Raw genomic sequence first — 26804 nt, 5'->3', positions numbered from 1 at the left:
AGTCTAATTGACAAGCAATTTAAATAAGCTATAGTGCCTTACCACTTTATAAGATAACTATTGCAGATAAGCGGTGTAAGGCACTATACTTGCCTAAGCGCAAGTAGATGTATGGGTTTTAAGTTCGTAAGGGGTTACAAGTATCGATATTACCTGTGCTGATCTACAAGAATTTGATTACCATCTGGGTCTTCAATGATAAAATGTGCTGGTCCTTCACTGGATTCATCTGCTTCCGCCTGCATTGTAATTCCTTTTGTTTTCAGCTGCTTTTGCAGTTCTCGAATATCGGTAAATGAATCTAAGTTCTCAGCATTTTCATTCCATCCCGGATTGAAAGTTAAAATATTCTTATCGAACATCCCTTGGAATAAACCGATAATACAATTTTCATTCTTCATAATAAGCCAATTTTGGGTAATATCCCCACCGAAAGCCTCAAATCCGAGGTTTTCATAAAATGATCTTGATACATTAATATCTTTTACCGTTAAACTTACAGAAAATGCACCGAGTTTCAATTTATCCCCCTCCTTTGTAATGAATGATAATTTTAGTAAAGTAGTAAAACGTTACCTAAGCTAAGTATAAGTGAGTACTTTGAAATATACAATTATTTCCACTGCATGTTAGAGGGAGTGGATTGTGCGTGAAAAGTATGTAAGAATTACAATATACAGTTCGAATCAATATATTATTAACTTAATAAAATTACGCTATTTTCAGTGGAGGAGAACCTATTGAAGACGATTTTAAAAACGAATAAGAAACCTTTTTTAGCATTAATGATAATTACTATTTTCATTGCTGGTCTACTCGATATTAAATATAAAGGATTACTATTTCAACTCTTGCCTGACACGGTTAAATCCTATTTAGCTGACATTATTTAATAGGGGAGAAAGTAAGAGGAAATCCCTCATTACGGCGATTCATACAAACTTGATTGACGCTGTCTGGGGATATTTTCTGGGCAGTTGACAATATAAGAAACTATGACAGTATATGAACTATGAAGTGGAACACAAGGACAGGAGGCTTTTGCCCTCTGTTTCCAATAATAGATGGAGGTATTTAATCATGACTAATTTACCAAATTGCCCTAATTGCAATTCAGAATATACATATGAAGATGGAATTCTTCTCATTTGTCCAGAGTGTGCACTTGAATGGACAGCGGATCCAGAGGTAGTCGAGGATGAAAAGATTGTAAAAGATGCCAATGGAAACGTGCTGCACGACGGTGATACTGTGACATTAATCAAGGATTTAAAAGTAAAAGGGAGTTCTACTCCACTAAAAGTAGGAACGAAGGTAAAAAATATTCGTTTAGTTGATGGCGACCATGATATTGATTGTAAGATCGATGGATTTGGTGCGATGCAATTGAAGTCTGAATTTGTTAAGAAGGTTTAAATGGAAATTCCCTATTTTCACTATCAGTAAATTCCTTCTCAATAAGTGTATTTTTTCACAAAGCTATTTCTTTTTACTGTATAATAATGACAAACAGCAGTGTTGGGAAGGAAGTGCTACCAGAATTGAAAGCTATTGGCGTTAAGGATTTAGTTCGTGAGTTTTCATTAGAAGTATTAGCAGGAGAAGATCATATTGGCCGGAAGATTACAACTTCACGGACACATCGTCCAGGGCTTGAATTTATTGGTTACTTCGACTTTTTTCCAATGGAACGTGTTCAAATACTCGGTCTTAAGGAAATTACATATTTGCATCAGTTAAGTCATAGTGAGCGTCAGCTGCGGATTAGAAATATTGTAGATTACCATCCGCCGTGCTTTATTGTTACAACAGGGCAAGAAGGATTAATGTATCTCAAGCAGTTTTGTAATGAAGAAGACATTCCCCTTCTGCGGACGAAGGAGGATACATCCGATTTTATTGCAAAAGTAGATAATTATTTGACAAGGTCATTAGCACCAGAGATCGCGGTGCATGGTGTTTGTCTTAATGTATTCGGAATTGGAATCTTACTGCGTGGTGAATCAGGAATTGGTAAGAGTGAAACAGCACATACCTTAATCGGGAGAGGACATCGGCTCGTGGCAGATGATATGGTTGTTCTGAAGAAGCTCAGCCATAAAACGATTCTTGGCACCCATAATCAGATGAACAAGGAATTTCTAGCGCTACGAAGTATTGGGCTATTAAATGTCGTGCGGGTGTATGGGAGAAAAGCGTTTCAGGACGAAACGAGAATTGCGCTCGATATTGAACTAACAGAGTGGAAACAGCACACGTTGAACAATGAATTGGAACTAGAAACGAGCTATACAGAATATATGGGTGTTCCGATTCCGCATATCGAAATCCAGCTTCAACCAGGACGTGATGTTGCTGGACTTATCGAAGCAGCGGCAAATAATTGGTACTTGAAGCAACAGGGCTATAGCGCTGCAGAAGAGTTCATTGAGCGAATTGAGTCGGGTGATTCAACTAATAAATAAATCAACAAAGGATGTGCAAAACGATGGATTTTGAAACTGTAATGCTGGAGCTCGAAACGCTCAGCAAAGAACGAATGAAAAAAATGTACATATCCAATGGTGCGCACGAGCCGCTTTTTGGCGTGGCTACAGGTGCTATGAAACCAATCGCAAAGAAAATAAAAATAAATCAACCTTTAGCGGAAGAACTTTATGCTACAGGTAACTATGATGCAATGTATTTTGCAGGCATTATTGCCGATCCAAAAGCTATGACTGAGTCGGATTTTGATCGTTGGATGGATGAAGCGTATTTTTATATGCTGTCCGATTATGTAGTGGCAGTAACTTTATCAGAATCAGATATTGCCCAAGTAGTTGCTGATAAATGGATTGCAAGTAGTGACGAGCTGAGAATGTCAGGAGGATGGAGCTGCTACTGCTGGCTTTTAGGGAATCGTAAGGACAACGAATTTCCGGAAAACAAGATTAACAATATGCTTGATCTTGTGAAAAATACGATTCATGATGCACCGGAGCGAGCGAAAGCTGCAATGAATAATTTTCTGTACACTGTGGGGATTTCCTATTTGCCACTGCATGAAAAGGCGATCGAGACAGCAAAGGAAGTAGGAACTGTTGAAGTTAAACGAGGCAAGAAAAAAAGCAGTACCCTAAACGCTTATGAAAGTATTCAAAAAGAAGTTGATAGAGGAAAGCTTGGTTTTAAACGTAAATATGTAAGATGTTAACGATAGTCAGAGTGCATTTAAAACAAGAAAACTGGTTTGCAGAGTATCATAATAGATAATATATCAAAAACGCTCAGATTAAATCTGAGCGTTTTTGACTTGCTATTTATTTTAATAATTCTTTGTTTAAGCATCTGCTATACTACGCGATATAATCTTCTCTTTCAATGTGTCTGTCTTCTGCTTTAATATAATATTTCCCCTTGGTAGCAATAGCCAGAACAACAGTAAGGATAGATGCTAGAATCGCTGACAGGAATGCGGCAGTACTTTGTAAAAATGTACCTAAGAAACCAAGTGCGGCAATGGTACCTAATCCACTTGCAACAATCAAGGAAACGACACCAACTGGATTCCACTTATATAGATTCCGTTGCCTCGATTCGTAATAGCCTGGCCCAATCTTCAGGATACGTTTGACGAATACAGCATCCGTTACGAGAATCGCTGCCCATGTTAATAAGAATACTCCTTGGAATGTCATTACCGTTTCAAGGTGATTGACGATACCACCAAGCATTAAGATTATTGATGCAACGCCTGTAACGACAACCCAAAAACGTCGGCCTGGTTTAAATTTGAAAATGTTTTCAAAGAAATTCGATAGTGATAGTGAACCACTATAAATATTCGTTATATTGATTCTTACTTGCGTTATCATGGTAAATAAGGCTCCCCAAATACCAAGAAGCAATACAATATATACCCCTGGATTAGGCTCTCCTAAACGAACACCAAACCATATTCCGAGACCTCCCATGACTCCGAAACAGAATATTTGCGGGACAAATCCAATTGCAAATATGCCAATTTTCATATCTTTTGGTTTAAGAAAACGAGCATAGTCTGAAGCAAGTAATGGTGTTAAGCCCATAATACCGTGCTGCATCCCAATGCATAGTAATAATGCGGTTCCGCCGATTTGAACACCTTCAGGCATGTAAGACCAGAAGCTGCCTTCATATACAGACGGTGTGCGTGTAGCCATAACGATAGCTGCTATTAAGAAAATGAAGAATAGTGGCAATGACCACTTTTGCAGTTTATCCAATTGTTTGATTCCAAACCAATTTAATGGAATAACAATGGAGCCGAAGAAAATGATTAATGCCCATTGTGGGATTACTGGAAAAAATTCGTGGACGGCAGTGACTAAAATCATGCCTTCTAACGCACAGTACATAATAAAGTTAGTGGCGTAAATAAACGAGGTTAACGATGCACCAATATAACCGAATCCGCCACCTCTGGATAATAAATTCACATTCATGCCTGACTTCGCAGATAAGTAAGCGATAAATGTTCCTAATATACCAGCAACAATAATTGCATAAATGGCAGAAATAATTGCATTAATAGCACCAAATTGAAGAGCCATTACACTACCCATTTGGAAATAAAAAATCGCTGTCGCAATACCAAAAGTGATATTGGTAATACTTAACCAGCCCATGTTTCTTTTATCACGAGGGACCCTATCTAATGAATAATCGTCACTTCCATTATCCTCTACTTCGTGATCTGTATAATCAACAGATCTCATAAATATCATCTCCATTTCTTTGTGTATGTTTTCACAAGTCTGATTCATGTTTTTGTGCTCTGCTTCACAAAAAACAACAACGTTAACAATTATAACATTAATTGTCAAACGAAGCAAAAAGTCGAGTGAGGTTTTTCTGTTTTGTCAAGTTTTAATTTAGCATTTTATTAATTTTTTTTGTGTATATTTATGGCTTATAGAATCTGTAGGTTTGTCGTTAATAAACTACTTAGGTATGGAGAAATATGTATTAGATAATGAAAAACAAACAGCACCCATTAGTAAAATGGGTGCTGTTTGTTTTAAGCTACTTCGTTTTTCGATTGTTCAACTAGTACATGCTGTGGAATTTTCCAAAGCTTTATCCACTTCATAATAGATGTAATTAAAATTACAAATCCAAGAATTAGCATGATAATAGAAAGAACGCCATTTAACACATTAAAACCAGCGTTTTCCGCATTTAAGTAGACATTTTTAACCATCCAGTATCCTGCTGCATTAACGGTTACATAAAGATAAGCAAGGGGAATGAGACATGTCAGCATATACCAACGTTTTTGAGCAATCTTCAGAACTACTGTTGCTCCAATAATCAAGCCGATTGCAGCCATTAATTGGTTAGATACGCCGAATAATGCCCAGACGGAACTGATATCCCCAGAGAAAAGTAAATATCCCCAGGCTACACATGCTAAAGCACTAGCAATAATATTCGCTCCAATTGATTTCGTGTTTTTCAAAGGCTTAATCATGCCTCCAAAGAAATCTTGGATGAGGTAACGGGCAACCCTCGTCCCTGAGTCAATAGCCGTTAAGATAAAGACAGCTTCAAAAAGAATTACAAATTGGTAGAAATAAGATGCCAACGTTTCAAAGAAAGGAACTTTTGTAAAGATATAAGTCATCCCTACAGCAAGTGTAACAGCCCCACCAGTTCTTCCTTCAAGGTCCATTCCAACATCTTCACTTAGTTGTGCAAGATGGACCGTTTCTATACCTAATGTTTCAAATTTTTCGGGTGTAGAGTTAATGGCAAAATAATCTCCTGGCTGTAAAGATACAGCTGCAATTAAAGCCATAATTGCTACTAAACATTCAACCAGCATCGCACCGAACGCAACGCCTTTAACATCACTCCAGCGGTTAATCATTTTCGGTGTTGTACCAGATCCAATGAACGCGTGGAAACCCGAGATTGCTCCACAGGCAATCGTAATCGAAATAAACGGCCAGACTGGACCAGCAATAACGGGACCACCGCCATTTACAAACTCTGTGAATGCTGGGAATTGAACTTCTGGATTGACAATGAATACCCCAATAATTAATGCAGCAAAGACCCCAATTTTCATAAATGTACTTAAATAATCACGTGGTGCCAGCAATAACCAGACTGGCAATGCAGCAGCGAAGAATGCATAAATTGGCAGAATAATAGCTAGTGTACTTTTTTCAAGCGTTAGAAAATCACCAAGCGCTGTGCCTTGAATGTTTGGTCCTAAAAGAATCGCTGCCATAATAAGTGCAAAACCAACAATCGTGGCACCTTTTAAGTTGCCAGTCTTTTTATGATATATTCCAACACCCATTGCTATCGGAATAGTGATTCCAACCGCAAATGTTCCCCACGGATTTCTTTCAAGTGCGCCTAACACAACTAGTGAAAGTCCCGCCATTGTAATTGTAATAATAAATAGCATTGCTAAACCTGTACAGAATCCTGCTACAGGTCCCAATTCTTCTTTTGCAACTTCAGATAGAGATTTTCCGTTTCTTCTCATAGAAGCAAAAAGAACAACCATATCATGAACAGCTCCACCAATTACTGCCCCGATTAGTAACCAAAGCAATCCTGGTAAATAACCAAACTGGGCTGCCAATATTGGACCAACTAACGGGCCAGCTGCAGCAATCGCAGCAAAATGATGACCAAATACAACCCATTTATTTGTGGGTACATAATCTTGTCCGTCATCTAATTTATGTGCGGGAGTTGGCTTTGAATCATCGAGCTTTAACACCCTGGCAGCCATAAATGTTCCATATAGACGATAGACAATCATAAGTATACAGATCGAACCAACCACTATTGTAATCGCATTCATTTGTTTGTTCCTCCTTTATTCAACTGGTATATAGGGTTTATCATACAGAATGAAAATGCTTATATCCCGTTTTCATGATAAAATACACGAATATAGAGTTGAATTGCAGGAATTTAAAGGTGAATGACTTTATCATATTTTCAGAAACCGATAATTTGCTTCAATTCTTTTATATGGGTCCGGCTAACTGGAACTTTGGAGTTGTCCTTCATGATTAAATTATAGGTAGAGTTAAACCATGGTTCTATTTCTGCAATATGATCCAGGTTTACAATATAGCTGCGGTGAATCCTGAGGAAATGCGTATTGCTTAACTTTTTCTCCAAAATGATGAGTGCTTCATTAACTTTATATTCTTGTTCCATCGTTTTGATGATGCATTTCCCATCGCTGGATTCTATATATAATATATCCGCATAGGTTAATAGAATAATTCTATCATCTACTAGTACTGGGATTTTCCCTTTGTAGTTATCATTTAATGAAGGAGAAATAGGAATGTTCTTATTCGTCATATGTAGCATTTTACCCATTTTCTCTAACATTTTTTGAATACGCTCTTCATCAAATGGCTTTAAAATATAATCGATTGCATTAAGTTCAAAAGCTTGCAAGGCATACTCATCGTAGGCAGTTGCAAACACAATTGCAGGAGCGGTCTCTAAAGTTTCCAATTGCTTCGCTAAGCTCAATCCATTATCATCCGACAGTTCAATATCTAAGAATACAATGTCTGGTTTCATTTTGACAATATCTTCAAGAGCATCCTTGAAATTGTCACTTTCCCCCAATATTTCTACCATTTTGCTTCGAACAAGCAAGTATTTTAACTCATCGCGTGCTAAAGGCTCATCTTCGACTATATAGGCTCTAAACAACTTGTTGAAACACCCCTTTATGATGAAGTGGAATGGAGATCTTAATCGTCGTTCCGGTACCCACTTCACTCTTTATCGTAAAACCAGCTTGGCCACTATAAATGCCTTTAAGACGCTCGCTTATATTAAAAATGGCTGTACCATTTCCTTTAGCTGATTTCACAACCCGTTTACCGAGATCTTCCATCCTTTCTTTAGGAATCCCTTTCCCATTGTCATAAACTGCAATTTGCAAATGTTTATCCTGCGTGTAAATCTTTATGTTAATATCCCCTTTAGAACTGCTCTCTGGAAATCCATAATGAATGGCATTTTCAACTAAAGGCTGCAAAGTAAATGGCGGAATGTAAACCTTCTCGAGATGAGGCTCAATGTCAAAAGTAATCGTGTACTTGTTTGGAAAACGAGTTTGCTCTAAAGAAATATAGGCCTTAACATTCTTTAATTCCTTCTCTAAAGGAATAAGCATCTGCCTTGCTCCTTGAAGATTACCGCGAAAAAACGAACTTAATTCTAACAGCAATTTTCGAGCTTTATCTACATCTGTACGACATAGGGCTGAAATGGTATTGATACTATTAAATAAGAAGTGCGGATGAATCTGTGCCTGTAAAGCTTTTATTTCTGCATCCTTTAACAGCTTTGCCTGTTGCTCTGCTTCAGCAAGCTCCAGCTGTGTTGAAAAAAGATTCGCAAGTCCTTCTGCTAATTGCTGTTGTACATTATTTAGTTTTTCCGGGTTTGTAAAGTACATTTTTAACGTCCCTGCAATTCGTTTTTTTACCTTTAGCGGAATAACAATTGCGGCCTCTAAGGGACATGGTTTATGAGAACAATAAATTCCTGCTTTTGACCTTGCCACTGATATCCTTTCACTTTCAATTGCTTGCTTTGTCAAACCCGTTGTAAGGTCTGCCAAAGGTACATGATGATCTGAAGCTGCGCCAACGTGGGCAAGCACTTTTTGTTCATCTGTTATAGCAACAGCATCAGCGTCGGTTAGTTTTAGTATAATTTCAGATATTTTTTTACATGAATGCGTGTTTAAGCCTTGTCGGAAAAATGGCAGTGTCAGATCAGCAATACGAAAGGCCATATTCGTTTGGTTCGCCCGCACTCGTACTTCATCCCGCATGATGGCTTCAATGATGAACATGAACAGCAAGGTCCCAAAGCCATTGATAACAACCATAGGAATTGCAATGATTTGAATGAGATTCAGTGCATCCTCAAATGGTTTAGCCGTTAAGAGTATGATGAGCATCTGTACTGCTTCTAATATCATACCAATTCCAACAGCAACTCCCGATGTAATCTTCTTTCCCTTCTGCTTCCGTTTTTTGCTTATATAGCCAGCCACTAAACCAGCTAGAATGGTAGAAATGGAACAAGCAAAAGCAGTAAATCCTCCAAGTGTGTAACGGTGGAGTCCTGCAATCAAGCCAGCACCTAAGCCGACCATTGGACCTCCAAGTAATGCACCTATGACTACCCCCATTACCCTCGTATTCGCTAGTGCACTTTCAGGATCTATTTCTGTTACCCAACCAGTTTGACTAAAGGTTTGGGGGCTAATTTCTATTCCTGTAAAATTACTAATTGAACCGAATGCACCGAAAAGTAAAATGAGCATTATTTTCTCATTTTTATTGTGTTCCTTTTGAACCATTTGCCGGAATGATCTCATTTTTGAAAGTAGAAAGGCAACAATAACGATAATGCCAACTTTTTCTATCATTAATGGTGCTAAATTTAACATCTACATTCATCCTTTGGTACCATTATTTAAACGCTTTCATATAAAATATATCATCTTAATCAGTAACAGACATTTGCGAAAATAAAAAGGACCTCATCGTGTAGTTGCAGTTACCATGCTTTAACGATACAAAAAATAGGCCCCCCTTTTTCACATAAAATGCTCTTAAACTGCCACGATTCGCTTAATAATAAAAACTTCCTTAACTTATGAGTGCAAAAAGGAATGCTAGAAAGCGATTATCATAGTTTTGAGTGAAAGGTCACCCAAGGGCATAGCTTACCCTCATGCCCCAATTATTTCCATTCGTACGGTGTTTCCTGATAGACATAATAATTAAGCCAATTGGAAAATAAAAGATGGGCATGTGAGCGCCAGCGATTTAGTGGTTTTTCCTCTGGATTATCATTTGGAAAATAATTTCTCGGGATATCTGTTTCCAGTCCTTTATTGATATCACGGTAATACTCATCAGCTAGGGTCTTATTGTCATATTCCAAGTGACCTGTGACCATTACATGCTTTTCATCCTTTGATAGCATAAGAAATGGGTCGCCATCTTCTGTGAGAGCTAGCGGAATCAACGCTTCATTCGCATTAATCTCCTCGGCAGCTACACTTGTATAACGAGAGTGTGGTGCTAAGAATTCGTCATCGAATCCGCGTACAAGTCTTATCGTTGTATCGGTGATGGTGTGACTAATTACTCCTGTGCATTTGCGAGGCAGCTCAAATTTTCCGATACCATAATGATGGTAAAGAGCAGCCTGTGCACCCCAGCAAATATGCAAGACTGATGTAACGTGTGTTTTTGACCAGTCCATAATTTCCTTCAATTCTTCCCAATAATCGACTTCCTCAAATGGCAGCAGTTCAACAGGCGCCCCTGTAATAATCATTCCGTCATATCGACTTCCACGAATATTATCGAACGTGTCATAGAACTGATTTAAATGTGATTGGCTCACATTTTTAGAATCATGCGATGCAGTGTGAATTAATGTCACGTTGACCTGGAGTGGTGAATTCCCTAATAATCGCATTAATTGGGTTTCGGTTCGCTCCTTTTCCGGCATAAGGTTAACGATAACTATTTCCATTGGACGTATGTCTTGGGTATCCGCTCGAGTCTCATCCATGATAAATACATTCTCTTTTTCTAAAATATCATGAGCAGGTAATTGCTTTGGAATTTTAATTGGCATTTCTCCTAATCCCCTTTCCGTCATTTCAATCATTATAAGGTAATTTTCCGATAAGTTCTATAATTACGCGCAGATAATTTGGAAAATACCGATATAATTGAAAGACCGCTGATATAGAGTGAATGCGTTGATATTCGACAAAATACGGGAAGTGACAGGCACCACAGCAATATGCCATAATTGTGTTGAATAAAGGAGTGAGCGGGATGGAGAAAATCATGATTGTGGAGGATGATCTAAAAATGGAATCAAAAAAAGCGGTCATAGGCGTTAAACCTATGACCGCTTTTTCTTATCTAATAATGGCAATGATACCTTCTTCGTCATCAAGCTCGAGCTTAATTCCGGAAAACGGATCCCTGTTTAAAAACTCCTCTAGCCACATTCGCAGTGCCTCAATCATATTTCCTGTAATGAGTACCTGCTTGCGTCCAGCTACAAAAGCTTCAGCAGAGAAACCAGTATCATCATCATACATAAGCTCTACTTCTACTTCTTCTGGTGTAACTTGTTTTTTCCTAGCAATATAAACACAGATGGCATTAATAATGTCCTGTTCAGGAATGACTAGCTTCTCCATGGATTTGTATCCTCTTTCTTCTTGTTTTTAAAGAATGAGAAGATCTTACGGATAATTCCAATCAAAACGACAATTGCAAGAATATTAACTGCAAGTCCTAGAATAGAACCCAACATGCCCATATTAGCAAATAGTCCGCCGAATAATAATCCAGCAAGTCCGCCAAGCATAAGGCCTTTCATCAGACCGCCTGACATAAAGCCACCTTTATTATCTGCCTTGTTGGCTGTAGATTTATTGTTTGAAACAGAGTCTTTCTTATTGTTTTGGAAAAATGAATTATTGCTTGATTTGTTGTTATTATTATTGTTGAAGTTAAAGCCTTTCTTTCCAGATTTATAACCTTTTGCTTCAACGGTTGTCGGCTGATCTTGTAAAAGAAGATTGCCAAGTGGTGAGAATACGAGTGTTACTGCTAGTAAAGCTGCTAAAATCTTTTTCATTTATTTTTTCCTCCATTAATTTATATCATGCTGTAGCACTATTATACTATAATCTTCATATAATCATCGGGTTTAACACTGAAATTATGAAAAAAGTTTCGTTTGATATGGTAGGGATGATAAATTATTCTTACCTCTTGAACAAGATTTAAAAATGTGTATAATACTAAGTAATTGCATAGATTGAATGTTTTCTAGGGTTCCGCAACAAATTAATGTTGGACTGGTCCAAGAGAAAACACACAGCTTTTATGCTGTGCCACGGAGGGATAAAAGCCTGGGAGAAACTGTATTACAGTTATCTCTTAGGCTTTTTCTGTTTTTAGGTAATAATAACATTGGAGGTGTCTTTCAGATGAATAAAGAGTGGATTAAAGTATTTATTGCTGCTTTCTTTGAAATTTTTTGGGTTATTGGCTTAAAACATGCAAATGACTTTTGGTCTTGGTCTGGAACTGCTATTTCTATCTTTATCAGCTTCTATTTAATGATAATGGCTGGGCGAAAACTCCCCGTGGGAACTGTGTATGCAGTTTTTGTTGGTCTAGGTACAGCAGGAACTGTCTTTTCTGAGATCCTTTTCTTTGGAGAACCATTCAAAGTGGAAAAAATACTCTTGATTTTAGTTTTATTAGCGGGAGTCATTGGTTTGAAATTAGTTACAACGGACAAAGTTCAGGAAGGTGATGAATCCTAATGGCATGGATTTCTTTAATCTTAGCAGGTTTATGTGAAATGTTTGGTGTTGCTATGATAAATAAATTGCATAACGATCGAAATTGGCAAGCATTTGTTTTATTAATTCTCGGGTTTGGTGCAAGTTTTATTTTTCTTGCTTATTCAATGGAAACACTTCCTATGGGTACAGCCTACGCAATCTGGACTGGTATTGGGGCATCTGGAGGAGCAATCTTAGGAATGTTATTTTATGGCGAATCAAAAGACTGGAAAAGACTCATTTTTATAGGGATGGTTTTAGGTGCTGCTGTAGGTTTAAAGCTTGTTTCTTAGAGGGTCAGGCAGTAGTGAAGGAGATAATCAATTTTATCAGGAAAATTATCTTCTTGAAATTCCAACATACAAATAGGATTTAGTCAAAATTAATCTATGCCCATTCCATATCTGATTTAAACCTGATATTCAATAAAATTATAATGAATGATCTAGATATAGAGAGCGGTTTCGCTATTATCAGGGTTTTCATACTAGTCAAAAATGAGGATTGAAGCTTGATAGAAATTCTGCTAGGATAAGATTAATAGAAAAAACGATGTGTGACTGGCGAACACGGATCACCGTGAGGGAACACATTCGTTGAATAGCCGTTCGCCTGGGCAGAGCTAAGGGATTCTAACATCCCTTAGCTCTTTATGCTATAAAGGAGGGAAAGGCTATGCAGAAGGCGCATTTTTAGCGTTTTCTACTATTAATTAAAAATGAATAAGTGGATGAAAGCTGTGAGAGAGTGCAAGAATCAAAGCCACCGAAGGAGCAAGTTTCAAGAAAACCCTTGAAAACCAATCTCTCAGGTAGAAGGATCACAGTTGGACGCAACTCTGGAGAGCGCGTATTTACAAGGACGCCACCAATGGGGAATATCCTATTTATTTAGGATGAAACTTTCAGGTAAAAGGACAGAGCAAAGGGTAGAGCAACGCATGCTTTTTTTTCTGTCCTCTAAATAAGAGGAGGAGTTTTTTTGATAGAGCAAATATTTAATAATATGAATAATTTTTTATGGAGTCCGATTCTAATTACGTTTTGTGTATTGGTTGGACTATACTTTACATTAAGATCCAGATTTCTCCAAGTCCGTCATATTAAAGATATGGTTGGACTGTTATTTAAAGGGAAGAGCTCCGATGAAGGGGTTTCTTCATTCCAAGCCTTATCTCTAGCTTTATCAGGACGGATGGGTGTAGGAAATATATCAGGTACAGCAACGGCAATCGCATTTGGTGGCCCTGGAGCAGTATTTTGGATGTGGGTCATTGCATTTTTTGGCGCTGCATCAGCATTTATAGAATCTACACTTGCACAAATCTATAAAGAAAAACAAAATGGTCAATATCGTGGTGGACCAGCCTATTATATTGAAAAAGGCCTCGGTTTAAAATGGTATGCCATCATTTTTGCAATAGCGACATTGATTGCGATGGCACTCTTAATGCCGGGAGTACAATCAAATTCGATCGCAATCTCACTTGATAATGCTTTTGGTACAAGCACAGTTATAACGGGCATTATTCTTGTCTTAGTACTTGGGTTAATCATTTTTGGCGGAGTGAAGCGGATTGTAAATGTTGCGCAATTTATTGTACCGTTTATGGCTGTTGGATACATATTGGTAGCGATTCTGACGATTGCTATGAATGCTGAAAAAATTCCAGCTGTATTTTCACTGATTTTCTCCAGTGCATTTGGCGGAGACTCGGTGTTTGGCGGTATTCTCGGAGCGGCAATTGCTTGGGGAGTGAAGCGTGGGCTATATGCGAGTGAAGCTGGGCAGGGTACAGGCGCACATGCTGCAGCCGCCGCGGAAGTTTCCCATCCTGTGAAGCAAGGACTTGTTCAATCTTTCTCTATTTATTTAGATGTTTTCTTAGTATGTACTGCTACTGCATTTATGATTTTATTTACAGGGCAGTTTAATACGATAGATGAGAGCTCAGGCGAATATATCGTTCAAAATATTTCCGGAGTAGAGGAAGGACCGGGATATACGCAAGCAGCAGTCGATAGTATTTTACCTGGATTCGGTTCTGGGTTTGTTGCGATTGCACTATTGTTCTTTGCCTTCACAACGATTATGTCCTATTATTATATCGCTGAAACGAATCTAGCTTATTTAGTAAAAGGAAAATATAGCAGCATCGCTTCAAGTGTATTAAAAATAGCGTTGCTCGCTGCTACCTTTTACGGGGCAGTGAAGGAATCACAGCTCGCATGGATCTTCGGCGATATAGGACTTGGTGTCATGGTTTGGCTGAATTATATTGCGATTGTATTATTAGCGAAGCCAGCAATTATCGCATTAAAGGATTATGAACGCCAAAAAAGGCAAGGATTGGATCCGACCTTTAATTCTACGAAGCTTGGGATTAAAAATGCTGATTTTTGGGCGGATGGATATAATGGGAAAAATGATAATACAAAGGATGAAAAGATTTCATAGCATAAACGCTAGTCAATATAATGGTCACACAAAATTATCCATTTTGTGTGACCTTTTCTTTTTTATACAAATCGGGAAAAGTGAATGGCCAGGTATCATTCATGTTATACTAAGCTTTAAATAGGGATGATTTTAGTTATTATTATATAAAGTGAGACATACCACATAGCATAGTAGGTAGCTCTTGGTCCGGTCGCTCCAGAAATACACTACGCTTTCCGCGGGGAGCTGGTGAGCCTTCTAGTGCTTTCGCACTTCGAGGTCTCACCTAGGCTCTTCTTCCCGCAGGAGTCTCCGTGTATTTCTTCCGCTAGGTAAGTGCAGAATCTATCTAAAGAGAAGTAGCTTGACTACTAACAATTGAAATTGAATGTAGCGAGGGATTGGAAAAATTATCACTAGTTCGCCTTTACATTGACCTATCATTATCACTCAAATATTAAAAAAACAAAAAATAATATAAAGATAAACTATAAAAGAGGTTAAAATATGACGCAAGAGCGTTTCACAGATTACAAATTAAGTACAGACATAACGAATGCATTAAATGGTTTAGGATATACCTTACCAACAGAGGTTCAGCGCAAGGTTATTCCACTCGTGCTAGAGCAGAAAGATCTTGTGACTAAATCGCAAACAGGAAGCGGGAAGACAGCGTCTTATGGGATTCCCATTTGTGAGCTGGTTGAATGGATAGAAAACAAGCCACAGGCACTGGTCTTAACTCCCACGAGAGAACTCGCTGTTCAAGTGAAAGACGATCTGACAGATATAGGGCGATTTAAGCGGATTAAAGCAACCGCTGTTTATGGCAAGCAACCGATTGCCATCCAAAAGACAGAATTGAAACAAAAGACCCATGTTGTCGTTGGTACCCCTGGCCGTGTGTTGGATCACATTGAAAGGGATACACTTCCGTTAGATAAGATCCGCTACCTTGTAATAGATGAAGCGGATGAAATGTTAAATATGGGATTTATTGAACAGGTAGAGACAATTATTAATAAGCTGCCTAGAGAAAGAGTAACACTCCTATTCTCAGCGACTCTTCCTGAGAAGGTTAAGAACTTAGCAAGCAATTATATGAAAGACCCAATCGATATAGAAATTAAAGCAACTGGGCTTACGACAGAAAACATTGAGCATTTTCTTTATGAAGTCCCAGAAAAAGATAAATTCCAACTGCTTACGAACGTTACGATTATTGAAAACCCGGATAGCTGCATCATATTTTGTCGAACAAAAGACAGAGTAGACACAGTATGTCAAGAGTTAGATGATTTAGGGTATAGCTGTGACAAAATCCACGGAGGAATGGAACAGGACGACCGATTGGCAGTAATGAATGACTTTAGAAGGGGAGAATTCCGCTATTTAATTGCGACTGATGTGGCTGCAAGGGGAATTGATATTGATAATATTACCCATGTTATTAATTATGACATCCCATTAGAAAAAGAAAGTTATGTTCATCGTACAGGAAGAACGGGACGAGCGGGACTAAGTGGAAAAGCAATTTCATTCGTAACACCGTTTGAAGGTCGCTTCTTGAATGAGGTAGAGGAATATATCGGTTTCAAGATTCCAGCTAGACTTGCACCATTAAAAGAAGAAGTCGCTATTAATAAAGCTGCCTTTGAAACAAAAATGAAAAAACAGCCAACGATTAAAAAGTCCAAAAGTGAAAATCTAAATAAACAAATTATGAAGCTATACTTTAATGGCGGAAAGAAAAAGAAGCTAAGAGCAGTTGACTTCGTTGGTACCATTGCAAAAATAGATGGTGTATCGGCAGAGGACATCGGTATTATTACAATCCAGGATACAGCATCTTTTGTCGAAATATTAAATGGCAAGGGTCCACTCGTATTACAAACGATGAAGGATACCAAGGTAAAAGGTAAATTACTCAAGGTTTATGAAGCGAATAAGAAGTAAGGAAAAAGCAGACCCATTTGGTCTGCTTTTCTATATTATTCACCGTGGTCAACATTATGATAAACTTGCTGAACGTCTTCTAATTCCTCTAATGCATCAATCATCTTATCGAACTGCTCTAATGCATCTGCTGGCAGTGAGACATCATTTTGCGCAAGCATCGTTAATTCTGCTACCGTGAACTCAGTGATTCCAACACTTTCAAATGCTTCCTGTGCTGCATGGAATTGATCTGGTTCTGTATAAACGATAATGGTTCCTTCTTCGTCTAAGATGTCACGAACTTCAATATCTGCTTCCATTAAGAGCTCAAGTACTTCTTCCTCTGTCTTGCCTTCGATACCAAACACAGCGACATGATCAAACATATAGGCTACAGAGCCACTTACACCCATGTTTCCGCCATTTTTACCAAAAGCAGCACGTACTTCAGATGCCGTACGATTTACATTATTGGTTAATGTGTCAACAATGACCATTGATCCGTTTGGTCCAAACCCTTCATAACGATTTTCATCATAATTTTCTTCGGATCCACCTTTTGCCTTTTCGATCGCCCGGTCAATAATGTGTCTTGGTACACTATATGTTTTCGCGCGTTCAAGCACGACTTTTAATGCTTGGTTTGCCTCTGGATCTGGCTCTCCTTGTTTTGCTGCTACATATATTTCGCGCCCAAATTTTGCATATATTCTACTTGTATTTGCATCCTTCGACGCTTTCTTCTCTTTAATATTATTCCATTTACGGCCCATGTTGTGCCCTCACTTTCAACTGAATCTATATAAAACTATAAAACTTTACGCGCGACATTTCCAGTTTTTTTTCGAAAAAGCTTATCCTTCATGATCGATTTGGTAAACTGAATATAAGAAGAATGTTATTGCAATAGGAGTGGAATAAATGGATAAAGCGATGCAGACAAATTTTAATAATCTGGAATCAGAAGATAAGAATCTCCAATACGAGGCATTCATGAATATACTTGATGCTACGAAGGAAGAAGTGGAGTGGGCATATGAGGTGTGGGATGAGCTGCTAGCAGGGTTAACTTCGTCTAATAATCATAAGCGTTCTCGCTATGCGCAGTTTCTTTCTAATTTAGCAATTAGTGATCCGGAAAAAAGGATGTTAACGGATTTTCCAGCTGTATGGGAAGTAACGAAGGACAAACGAACGGTCACTGCGAGACACAGCTTACAGGCCATTTGGCGAATAGCACTAGCAGGAGAGGAACAGAAGGACTTGGTTATTAACCAGCTTGTAGACCGCTTCGAGACATGTGAGAGTGAAAAGAATTGTAAACTTGTGCGCTTTGACATCATCCAGGATTTGAGAAATCTATACGACGAAATGACCGAAGAGAAGATTAAAGAGATTGCTCTTGGCTTAATTGAAAAGGAAGAAGACCCTAAATATCAGAAGAAATATGCCAAGGTTTGGAAGAATGCACCTAAGAAATAATAATTTTCGCTCGGGCACTCAAGTTGCACGGTTTTAAAAAGGTTTAATCAAACTCTTAATGCTGCATTTGGTCAGTTTATCGAAGAGTAACTTTGAGAAAGAATGAGTTTCGTAATAAAGATATAGAGTAACAGTACATACATTAGTAAAAGTGGAAATGGAGATAGAAATGATGTTTCGAGAAAATACATTAGTACCAGAGTTATCAGTTTCAGATATAAATAAGAGCCTAAATTTTTATACAAACATTCTTAAGTTTAAGTTAGATTATCAACGTCCAGAAGATAAGTTCGCAATGCTGTCATTAAATAACAGTCAAATTATGATTGAAGAAATAAATGGCTTTTGGCAAACAGGGGAGTTATCATATCCTTTTGGGAGAGGAATTAACTTTCAGATTATGGTACGTGATATTAACGAATTATATGAGAGTCTAAAAAAGTATCAGTATCCGATTAAGATGGAAATTGAAGAGAATTGGTATAGAGCAGGTACTAAATTAAGGGGGCAGAAAGAATTCTTAGTCATGGACCCAGATGGATATTTATTAAGGCTTGCCCAAAACTTAGGAGAAAGAGAAAATGAGTAGGTTCCAGTTAAAGGTGATTAACTTATCAACGTGGAAGGCTGTATGTTTAGAAGTAAGAAAAAAGTGAGTCAACTTTCTAATAATAGAGTGGAATAAATTGAATATATCAAGAGCGTATTTTGATTAACTTGCTTCAAAATACGCTCTCTTTTTATTTGATTAAACTATACTCTAAAGCTAACGATTAAAGTTGAAAATAATCAACTCTTCATATTTTGTGCGAATTCACCATCGACCTCGACTGTTTCGTAAACATTAATGAATGCACGTTCATCATGCTTCCTTACAATTTCCTTTATTTGCAGTGTTTCATAGCGTGTCACAATCATCATGATGATTTGTTTCGGTTCCTTTGTATAGCCACCGTAACCATTCATTATGGTAATTCCCCTGTAGATCGAAGAGAGTAATTCATCACGAATGACCTCACCTTTTGTCGTGACGATTTGCATCGTTAATTTAATATGGTCTGTGTGCACTTTATCAATCATTTTCCCTGTTAGGTAAATAGAAAGCAGGGTATATAATGCGATATCCCAATCAAAGACTGCGCCGGAGATTAATACAATCACACCGTTCATTCCTGTAAGCAGCAGACCGACACTGAAATTACTTGTTCGCGAAACAATAATGGCAATAATATCAAGCCCCCCCGAAGTTCCGGAGTACTTCATGACGATACCAATCCCTATCCCGCCGATAACCCCACCGAAAATGGAGGAGAGCAGCATATTGTCAGTAACTGTAATGGCTGGCAATAAGTATAGGAATAAGGAAAGCGATACGACACAAACCATTGTATTTATGGTGATTTTCTTACCTAGCTTAATATAACCCAATATAAGTAATGGCAGGTTAAGAACTAGATTTAGTAAACCCGTATCAAACGGAGTAATAATCCCAAGTAAGATGGCAATCCCACTTATTCCACTGCTTAAGATGCCATGTGGTACGAGGAAGAAATTAAAGGCAAATGCTATCACAAGCGAGCCGGCAACGACGATTAAATTTTTCATAAAAACAGTACCTCCTTAGGAAGCTGTATAGCAGATTAAAAAACATATTTAGTGGTACCATTCAAATATCTTATCCGAAAAAAAGGCGGATGTCAGCATTTTGCTTTACATTTTTAAGGCAAAAGTGGAATTGAATTTATTGGGAAAATTCAGCAATGAAACGCTGGTCTTTGATGCTAAACAAGATTGCACTTTCACTTAAAGTTTTCTCTACACCTTATGTCATCTTATTATCCAAAATAAAAAGCTGAAACGACTTGTCGTCACTTCAGCTTAAATCCTTGCTATTGCTGCTTTTCTGCTAGTGCGCTCTCATATTCCTTTTTAACTCGATGTAACAATTCAAAGTCTGTTAATAAGCGATACCCTGTTGATGCAAGTGCCTTCGCTCCCGTGATCAAAGCCTTGTCGCCCAATTCCGATTTAGCTGCTTCACGGAATTCTACCGTATGGCCAACCAAATTATCTGACCCAATTTTGATATATCCATGTGCGGTTGGTACTTCATAGCTAATATTTCCAGCATCCGTTGATTCCTTGCCTTGAGATTTTTCTGTATGAACAACTTCACCTAGCTCCTTGAGTTCTTCTTTCAATACATTATCCAATACAGCGTTAAGAACAAAGTCTTTTACTTCATTCTGGAACCGTTCAATTATTACAGATGCCCCTGTAGCAAGTGCTGCACCTTCAGCGATAGCGCGAACTTTATCGGATGTTTCAATCGTCTTTGCCCATGTTTCTGCACGAATGAAGAAACGTGCAGATGCATACTCAGGAATGATATTTGGGGCATCCCCGCCATGTGTAATGATGCCATGAATTCTAATATCAGAAGGCAGCTGTTGGCGTAATGCACTGATGCCATTAAATAATTGGATAACCGCATCGAGTGCATTGATTCCTTTTTCGGGTGCTCCAGCTGCATGCGCTGGTTTTCCGTAAAAATGGAAGTCAAGCGGATCGACGGCAAGTGTTTCACTAGTTAACGATGTTTTTCCACCTGGATGAAGCATAAGTGCGACGTCGACATCCTTAAGGTAGCCGTGTTTTACAAAGCTTCCTTTCGCGCTGCCATTTGGCCCGCCTTCCTCAGCTGGGGTTCCGAGTACAACGACACGACCACCAGTATCTGGTAATACTTTAGCGAGTGCTATCCCAGCCGCAACACTTGTCGTGCCGATAATATTATGGCCGCAAGCATGACCAATACCAGGTAATGCATCGTATTCAGCTAGAAATGCAACCGTTGGGCCCTCAATGCCGCTATCTTTCTCAGCATAGAAGGAAGTCTCATGTCCAGCGACCGCTGTTGTAACAGCGAATCCTGCATTTCTCAAGTTTTCTACATGTCTTTTACTTGCATAAAACTCTTGATTGCCTATTTCTGGGTTCGCATGGATGTCCTGACTCGTTTGTATGTAAAGCTCTTTATTCTCCTCAATCGATTGAAACAATACGTCTTTACGATCTATTACAGTACTCATTGCAAATTCCCCCTATTTTTTATTATTACTTATGTAAAACTTCCGTAATCCAATCATTTGTTGTAATCCTTGAATAGGATTGAGATAAAACGAAAAATCCCTCTTTTCTTAAGTAGATAAGAAAAGAGAGATTCTATTATTAGAATCCACCCTAGTTCTCATCTTTCAAATGCCTCAGCATTTGTAGGAATTGGCACAGTATTCTAATTTAGAACCTGTTGCCGAGACATCATCGGGCCTATCCCTCAGTCTCTCTTGATAAGAATTGATGTATTGCTATTTAATTTTCATAAGATTTAAATCTAATAATAGATTCAAACTTCGATTAAGTCAATGGGAATTTCCAAGTTGTGCAATTCTGATAATTTTAGTGCAAATAATAAAAGCAAAAATAGCAATTAGCGGTAACGAGAAAGGGAACATTTTTAATCCTATAGGAGAACTAGAAAATTATATATCTCGCACAATCCCAGTGAGGAAATACAGGGAGGCTCATCAGCCGCCCGCGGAAAGCATAGTGTATTTCCGGAGCGACTGGTCCGAGTAATTACCACCCAAGTTATGTCGCATTTTATCTAAATAACAACAAAAAATACAAAATATACTTAATGAAAAAATAACTGGACTAACTATCTATTTAGATTTATAATATTATAAATTAATAAAATAATTAGTATATGTTTTATTTTCAGATAATTATTCAGAATAAAACATAAATAACGAAGCAGCATGATATAAATTATCTGAAAAAGATAATGAAAGAGGGGGAATTTAGTCATGAAGAAGAGCGTAATTAAAATTCTTTTCACCTTAGGTTTTCTTGCGATGGTACTTGCTGCTTGTGGTTCGGAAGATTCAGGAGCTAAAAGTGATGGTGGCGGAGATACAATTCATATAGGTGTGAATATGGAGCTGTCTGGAGCGGTTGCATCTTATGGACAATCAGATACGGAAGGGATTGAACTAGCTGTTGAGGAGATAAACGAAGCCGGTGGTATCGACGGGAAACAGATTAAGGTGACTAAGGTTGATAATAAATCAGATGCAGCGGAAGCAACGAATGCAGCAATTAAATTAACGAGTCAGGATAAGGTTACTGCAATAATTGGTGCTGCAACGAGTGGAAACACAGTAGCCCAGGCGCAAATTGCAAATGATACGGAAACGGTACTTCTTTCTCCTTCTGGGACTAGTCCGAATGTAACGATTCAGGATGATGGAACATTGAATGACTTTGTTTTCCGCACCTCCTATATTGATCCATTCCAAGGAACTGTAGCAGCAAATTTTGCAATCGACGAGCTGGGAATTAAAAATGCTGCCATTTTAGCAGATAATGCGAGTGATTATGCGAAAGGGCTAGGTACTGCTTTCAAGGAAACTTTCGAAGCCGCTGGTGGAACAATTGTATCAGAAGAGGCTTATGTTGCGAAAGATACCGATTTTCGTTCAATCTTAACAAATATTCAGTCTGCAGATCCAGAATTCATTTTCATTCCTGGATATTATGAAGAGGTAGGATTAATTATTAAACAAGCCCGGGAAATGGGAATTGAGGTCCCTCTTATGGGAGCAGATGGCTGGGATTCTCCTACTCTTGTAGAGCTGGCTGGTGCTGATGCATTGAATAATACATTTATTACAAATCATTATTCATCGGAAGATCCAGATGAAACCATTCAAAATTTTGTAACGAAATATAAAGAAAAATATGATGGATCATCACCTAACGCTTTTCATGCACTTGGCTATGATTCTGTCTACTTGTTAGCCGATGCAATTGAGCGTGCGGGAAGTGCGGATTCTAAAGCAATAAAAGACGCACTAGAAGAAACCAAGGATATTAAGCTAGTTTCGGGAGTTGTTACGATTGACAAGGATCATAATCCAGTTAAATCGGCAACAATCTTAGAATATGTCGATGGGAAACAAGTTTTTAAAACAAAAATCAATCCGTAATCACTGAAGAAAATGCCTGTAGTAACGATGACTTACAGGCATTTGCTCTTTATCTATATAGACAATTTTTTAATGGGAGGAGGTTGCTTCTCCCATTTCTAAACTCATGATTTATAGGGGTGGGAATCGATGGAATGGCTGCAGCAGCTTTTTAATGGAATATCACTCGGCAGTATTTATGCATTAATTGCCCTGGGTTATACCATGGTATATGGAATTATTAAGCTAATTAATTTCGCCCATGGGGAAGTCTTCATGATTGGCTCGTTTACAGGATTTTATGCAATTGCATTTTGGGGGCTTGGATTTTTTCCAGCACTTGTCCTATCGATGACGATTTGTGCGGTGTTCGGTGTGCTGATTGAACGTGTTGCGTATAAACGGCTGCGAAGCTCTACAAGAATTGCTGCTTTAATTACAGCGATTGGGGTATCCTTATTAATTCAATATGTCGTTATCTATATTCGGGGTGCACAACCAGAAGCATATCCGAATGTACTGCCAAATCGAACACTTGATATTTTTGGTATACAAATAAGTAGTCAATCCCTCCTTATTCTCTTAGTTTCGATCGTACTGATGATCATTCTGCAATTTGTTGTCCATCGAACGAAGATTGGCAAGGCAATGCGTGCTGTTTCATTTGATCCAGATGCAGCAAAACTAATGGGAATTAATGTAAATAATACGATTTCCGCCACGTTTGCAATTGGTTCTGCACTTGCAGGAGCTGCGGGGGTAATCTTTGGTGTTTACTATACAAAAATTGAACCTCTGATGGGAATCATTCCGGGGTTGAAGGCTTTTATTGCCGCTGTTTTAGGTGGGATTGGCATTATTCCTGGAGCAGTAATTGGTGGATTTGTTTTAGGAATTGTTGAAACAGTTGTTAGTGCGCTTGGATTTTCCCTATGGAGAGATGCAGCAGCGTTTATTATTCTCATTTTAATTCTAATCTTTAGACCTTCAGGCATCTTTGGGAAAAATTCGAAAGAGAAAGTGTAGGTGTGTAACATGTTGAAAAAGGTGAGTCCATTTTGGTTGGCTATCACTCTCGCATTTTTATTCTATGGAGTTATTCAGCTGCTTATCTCGACATCGATTTTAAATCCATTTTATTCGAACACGCTTATCTTTATTTGCATTAATATTATTCTTGCTGTAAGTCTTCATTTAGTAATTGGGATTACAGGTCAATTTTCAATAGGCCATGCCGGATTTTTAGCTCTTGGTGCATATATTTCAGCAATTATGACGATGAAGCTTGATCTGCCATTTTCCCTCGCACTAGTTGCAGGTGGGGTTGTTGCAGCTCTAGCAGGATTGGTTGTTGGAATTCCTAGCTTACGTCTTCGAGGAGATTATTTAGCAATTGCCACGCTGGGATTTGCTGAAATCATTCGAATTATATTCTTAAACATCGATTATGTTGGTGGTGCTGCAGGAATGCAGGTTACCCATGCAACGACTTGGACGACATCCTTTCTCTGTCTAATTCTCACGATTGTGGTAATCGTTAATTTTACAAACTCCCGACATGGGCGTGCATGTATTTCTATTCGTGAAAATGAAATTGCTGCCGATGCAATGGGAATAAATACAACTTATTATAAAGTTGCAGCATTTGTAATCGGTTCCTTTTTTGCTGGGATTGCCGGAGGATTATATGCACATAATTTCTACATTATTCAGCCTGTAAACTTTGGATTTTTGAAATCATTTGATATTTTGATCTTTGTTGTATTAGGTGGACTGGGAAGCTTATCTGGGGCTGTTATTTCTGCAATTTTATTAACGGTTGTATCCACATTTCTTCAAGAGCTTCCGGAGACACGGATGATTATTTATAGCTTAGTACTCGTTATGGTCATGCTTTATCGCCCTCAAGGATTAATGGGAACACATGAAATAACCGATTACTTCGGAAAGTGGAAATGGAAGCGGATAAAGGGGGGGAATCAGTATGGAGGCTAAACCGATTCTGCATGTCAGTCAGGCTGGGATTAACTTCGGTGGATTGAAGGCCGTGTCTGGCTTTAATCTGAAGCTCTATCCAGGGGAACTGATTGGCCTAATTGGACCAAATGGCGCTGGAAAAACGACAGTCTTTAACCTACTAACGGGGGTATACACGCCAACAGAGGGTGAAATAACGCTTAATGGCGAAAGAATTAATGGGCTTGCACCTTATAAGGTGACACGCAAAGGAATTAGCCGTACCTTTCAAAATGTCCGTCTCTTCAATGAACAGTCAGTATTAGATAATGTAAAGGTTGCTTATCATTCTCTAGCAAGACATTCTATCCTCAGTTCTATTTTCCGCTTACGAAATCATTTTGTCGGCGAACAGGAGATGGAAGCAAAGGCAATTGAATTTCTTAAAATCTTCCAATTGGATAAAGTAAAGGATGAAAAGGCAAAGAATTTACCATATGGCGAGCAAAGAAGATTAGAGATTGCGAGGGCACTTGCAGCTGGTCCGGAATTGCTCTTGCTCGACGAACCAGCTGCAGGTATGAACCCACAGGAAACAAAAGATTTGATGGAATTAATTTCGTTTATTCGAGAACAATTTAACTTGACCATTCTCCTAATCGAGCATGATATGAAGCTAGTAATGGGGATTTGTGAGCGGATCTCTGTACTGGATCATGGGCTATTGATTGCAGAAGGGACACCAAATGAAGTGCGGAATCACCCAAAAGTGATAGAAGCATATCTCGGTGAGGAGGTCGTCAGCAGCCATGCTTAATGTAGAGGAAATTGATGTCTACTATGGAAATATAAAAGCATTAAAAGGTGTTTCTTTAAACGTAAATGAAGGCGAAATTGTAACATTGATTGGTGCAAACGGAGCAGGTAAGAGTACATTATTAAAAACATTGTCTGGCTTACTAAAACCGAAGAAGGGAGAAATTGAATACAATAATAAATCGATTGCAGGGAAACCAGCTCAAGCTATCGTAAAAGCAGGCATCTCCCATGTACCCGAGGGACGTCGTGTTTTTGCGAATATGACGGTAGAGGAAAATTTAGAGCTTGGTGCATATTTGAGGAAAGATTCGAAAGGGATTCGCGAGGATTTTGAGAAGGTATTTGAATTGTTTCCAAGATTATTTGAGCGGAAAAAGCAGTTGTCTGGTACGCTTTCCGGTGGAGAGCAGCAAATGCTTGCAATGGGGAGAGCGCTGATGGCAAAGCCGAAGTTGCTTCTTCTTGACGAACCATCCATGGGGTTGGCGCCACTATTAGTTAAAACGATTTTCAACATTATTGAGGAAATTAATCGGGATGGAACGACTATTCTTTTAGTTGAACAAAATGCGCATATGGCACTATCCATTGCGACAAGGGCATATGTAATTGAAACGGGATCGGTGATTACTTCAGGAACTGCAGAGAATCTACAGGCAAGTGAAGAAATCAGGCAGGCATATCTTGGAGGCGTATAAGAAGGAAAGGAG

The 26804-nt window shown here is 38.4% G+C and carries 26 protein-coding genes and 5 riboswitches; of the genes, 15 read left to right on the top strand and 11 right to left on the bottom strand.

The features are described 5' to 3' along the window. Positions 1-149: 149 nt before the first annotated feature. On the bottom strand, positions 150-521 hold the full coding sequence (locus tag CUC15_RS19150) for a VOC family protein (protein WP_114918192.1): 372 nt from the start codon (positions 519-521) through the stop codon (positions 150-152). A 219-nt stretch (positions 522-740) separates the two neighbouring features. Here CUC15_RS19150 and CUC15_RS19145 point away from each other — a divergent pair, with 219 nt between their 5' ends. The 4 genes from CUC15_RS19145 (at position 741) to CUC15_RS19130 (ending at position 3196) form a co-directional block, all read left to right on the top strand. After that, positions 741-893 carry a hypothetical protein gene (locus CUC15_RS19145; RefSeq protein ID WP_205317633.1) on the top strand — a complete coding sequence of 51 codons (153 nt, stop codon included), beginning with the start codon at positions 741-743 and terminating at the stop codon, positions 891-893. A gap of 187 nt (positions 894-1080) precedes the next feature. Beyond that, the gene (locus CUC15_RS19140; RefSeq protein ID WP_114918190.1) at positions 1081-1416 is read left to right on the top strand and encodes a zinc ribbon domain-containing protein YjdM; all 336 of its coding nucleotides are present in this window, start codon (positions 1081-1083) and stop codon (positions 1414-1416) included. A gap of 125 nt (positions 1417-1541) precedes the next feature. Continuing rightward, positions 1542-2465: an HPr(Ser) kinase/phosphatase gene (hprK, locus tag CUC15_RS19135; RefSeq protein WP_114918189.1), complete on the top strand. Its 924-nt coding sequence runs from the start codon at positions 1542-1544 to the stop codon at positions 2463-2465. Between the two features lie 23 nt (positions 2466-2488). Then, complete coding sequence (locus tag CUC15_RS19130) at positions 2489-3196, top strand: DNA alkylation repair protein (RefSeq protein ID WP_114918188.1); 708 nt, start codon at positions 2489-2491, stop codon at positions 3194-3196. A 142-nt stretch (positions 3197-3338) separates the two neighbouring features. Here the strand turns inward: CUC15_RS19130 and CUC15_RS19125 are convergent, their stop codons facing one another. The 7 genes from CUC15_RS19125 to CUC15_RS19095 all read right to left on the bottom strand — a co-directional run bounded on the left by CUC15_RS19125 (position 3339) and on the right by CUC15_RS19095 (position 11712). Further along, on the bottom strand, positions 3339-4739 hold the full coding sequence (locus CUC15_RS19125) for a purine-cytosine permease family protein (protein ID WP_205317632.1): 1401 nt from the start codon (positions 4737-4739) through the stop codon (positions 3339-3341). 302 nt (positions 4740-5041) lie between these two features. Continuing rightward, positions 5042-6847, bottom strand: coding sequence for a carbon starvation CstA family protein (locus tag CUC15_RS19120; RefSeq protein WP_114918187.1), 1806 nt, complete (start codon positions 6845-6847; stop codon positions 5042-5044). Between the two features lie 140 nt (positions 6848-6987). Then, on the bottom strand, positions 6988-7725 hold the full coding sequence (locus tag CUC15_RS19115) for a LytR/AlgR family response regulator transcription factor (RefSeq protein ID WP_114918186.1): 738 nt from the start codon (positions 7723-7725) through the stop codon (positions 6988-6990). Continuing rightward, the gene (locus CUC15_RS19110) at positions 7718-9484 is read right to left on the bottom strand and encodes a sensor histidine kinase (RefSeq protein ID WP_114918185.1); all 1767 of its coding nucleotides are present in this window, start codon (positions 9482-9484) and stop codon (positions 7718-7720) included. Before CUC15_RS19110 ends, CUC15_RS19115 begins: the two co-directional genes overlap by 8 nt. 296 nt (positions 9485-9780) lie before the next feature. After that, entirely contained in the window at positions 9781-10689 is a 909-nt protein-coding gene (gene metA, locus CUC15_RS19105; RefSeq protein ID WP_114918184.1) for a homoserine O-acetyltransferase MetA, read from the bottom strand. Positions 10690-10981: 292 nt separating this feature from the next. Beyond that, positions 10982-11269, bottom strand: a complete 288-nt coding sequence (locus CUC15_RS19100) for a YxcD family protein (protein ID WP_114918183.1) — start codon at positions 11267-11269, stop codon at positions 10982-10984. Continuing rightward, on the bottom strand, positions 11257-11712 hold the full coding sequence (locus CUC15_RS19095; RefSeq protein ID WP_114918182.1) for a hypothetical protein: 456 nt from the start codon (positions 11710-11712) through the stop codon (positions 11257-11259). The genes CUC15_RS19100 and CUC15_RS19095 overlap by 13 nt, the downstream gene beginning before the upstream one ends. Positions 11713-11895: 183 nt before the next feature. Next, positions 11896-11998: riboswitch (guanidine-I (ykkC/yxkD leader) on the top strand. Between the two features lie 69 nt (positions 11999-12067). Between CUC15_RS19095 and CUC15_RS19090 the strand changes: the two genes are divergently transcribed. From CUC15_RS19090 to CUC15_RS19075, 4 genes are all read left to right on the top strand, one after another. Beyond that, complete coding sequence (locus CUC15_RS19090; RefSeq protein ID WP_114918181.1) at positions 12068-12409, top strand: DMT family transporter; 342 nt, start codon at positions 12068-12070, stop codon at positions 12407-12409. Further along, positions 12409-12723, top strand: a complete 315-nt coding sequence (locus CUC15_RS19085) for a DMT family transporter (protein ID WP_114918180.1) — start codon at positions 12409-12411, stop codon at positions 12721-12723. The genes CUC15_RS19090 and CUC15_RS19085 overlap by 1 nt, the downstream gene beginning before the upstream one ends. A gap of 253 nt (positions 12724-12976) precedes the next feature. Further along, positions 12977-13055, top strand: a riboswitch (ZMP/ZTP riboswitch). Positions 13056-13160: 105 nt separating this feature from the next. Further along, a riboswitch (glycine riboswitch) is annotated at positions 13161-13263 on the top strand. Positions 13264-13266: 3 nt separating this feature from the next. Further along, positions 13267-13352, top strand: a riboswitch (glycine riboswitch). Positions 13353-13414: 62 nt separating this feature from the next. Next, the gene (locus tag CUC15_RS19080; RefSeq protein WP_423241389.1) at positions 13415-14887 is read left to right on the top strand and encodes an alanine/glycine:cation symporter family protein; all 1473 of its coding nucleotides are present in this window, start codon (positions 13415-13417) and stop codon (positions 14885-14887) included. Between the two features lie 489 nt (positions 14888-15376). Continuing rightward, positions 15377-16825 carry a DEAD/DEAH box helicase gene (locus tag CUC15_RS19075; RefSeq protein WP_114918179.1) on the top strand — a complete coding sequence of 483 codons (1449 nt, stop codon included), beginning with the start codon at positions 15377-15379 and terminating at the stop codon, positions 16823-16825. Between the two features lie 35 nt (positions 16826-16860). Here the strand turns inward: CUC15_RS19075 and CUC15_RS19070 are convergent, their stop codons facing one another. Continuing rightward, complete coding sequence (locus CUC15_RS19070; RefSeq protein ID WP_114918178.1) at positions 16861-17580, bottom strand: YebC/PmpR family DNA-binding transcriptional regulator; 720 nt, start codon at positions 17578-17580, stop codon at positions 16861-16863. 148 nt (positions 17581-17728) lie between these two features. Between CUC15_RS19070 and CUC15_RS19065 the strand changes: the two genes are divergently transcribed. Beyond that, a complete protein-coding gene (locus CUC15_RS19065) occupies positions 17729-18289 on the top strand; it encodes a hypothetical protein (RefSeq protein WP_114918177.1) in 561 nt (186 codons plus the stop codon). A 169-nt stretch (positions 18290-18458) separates the two neighbouring features. Beyond that, entirely contained in the window at positions 18459-18878 is a 420-nt protein-coding gene (locus CUC15_RS19060; RefSeq protein ID WP_341457171.1) for a bleomycin resistance protein, read from the top strand. A gap of 200 nt (positions 18879-19078) precedes the next feature. Here the strand turns inward: CUC15_RS19060 and CUC15_RS19055 are convergent, their stop codons facing one another. Further along, positions 19079-19894 carry a YitT family protein gene (locus CUC15_RS19055; RefSeq protein ID WP_114918175.1) on the bottom strand — a complete coding sequence of 272 codons (816 nt, stop codon included), beginning with the start codon at positions 19892-19894 and terminating at the stop codon, positions 19079-19081. A 284-nt stretch (positions 19895-20178) separates the two neighbouring features. Continuing rightward, positions 20179-21381, bottom strand: a complete 1203-nt coding sequence (locus tag CUC15_RS19050; RefSeq protein WP_114918174.1) for a M20 family metallopeptidase — start codon at positions 21379-21381, stop codon at positions 20179-20181. A 155-nt stretch (positions 21382-21536) separates the two neighbouring features. Continuing rightward, positions 21537-21646, bottom strand: a riboswitch (SAM riboswitch). A 512-nt stretch (positions 21647-22158) separates the two neighbouring features. Here CUC15_RS19050 and CUC15_RS19045 point away from each other — a divergent pair. The 5 genes from CUC15_RS19045 to CUC15_RS19025 all read left to right on the top strand — a co-directional run bounded on the left by CUC15_RS19045 (position 22159) and on the right by CUC15_RS19025 (position 26792). After that, the gene (locus tag CUC15_RS19045) at positions 22159-23340 is read left to right on the top strand and encodes an ABC transporter substrate-binding protein (protein ID WP_114918173.1); all 1182 of its coding nucleotides are present in this window, start codon (positions 22159-22161) and stop codon (positions 23338-23340) included. Between the two features lie 129 nt (positions 23341-23469). Further along, positions 23470-24345, top strand: coding sequence for a branched-chain amino acid ABC transporter permease (locus tag CUC15_RS19040; RefSeq protein WP_114918172.1), 876 nt, complete (start codon positions 23470-23472; stop codon positions 24343-24345). Positions 24346-24354: 9 nt separating this feature from the next. Beyond that, entirely contained in the window at positions 24355-25314 is a 960-nt protein-coding gene (locus CUC15_RS19035) for a branched-chain amino acid ABC transporter permease (protein WP_114918171.1), read from the top strand. Beyond that, positions 25304-26092: an ABC transporter ATP-binding protein gene (locus CUC15_RS19030; RefSeq protein ID WP_114918170.1), complete on the top strand. Its 789-nt coding sequence runs from the start codon at positions 25304-25306 to the stop codon at positions 26090-26092. Before CUC15_RS19035 ends, CUC15_RS19030 begins: the two co-directional genes overlap by 11 nt. Then, entirely contained in the window at positions 26085-26792 is a 708-nt protein-coding gene (locus CUC15_RS19025) for an ABC transporter ATP-binding protein (RefSeq protein WP_114918169.1), read from the top strand. The genes CUC15_RS19030 and CUC15_RS19025 overlap by 8 nt, the downstream gene beginning before the upstream one ends. The last annotated feature ends 12 nt before the right edge of the window (positions 26793-26804 follow it).

The organism is Oceanobacillus zhaokaii, assembly GCF_003352005.1.
Taxonomy (GTDB): domain Bacteria; phylum Bacillota; class Bacilli; order Bacillales; family Amphibacillaceae; genus Oceanobacillus; species Oceanobacillus zhaokaii.
The sequence above is the reverse complement of the archived record's forward strand: the minus strand, read 5'-3'. Positions and strand labels throughout refer to the sequence as shown.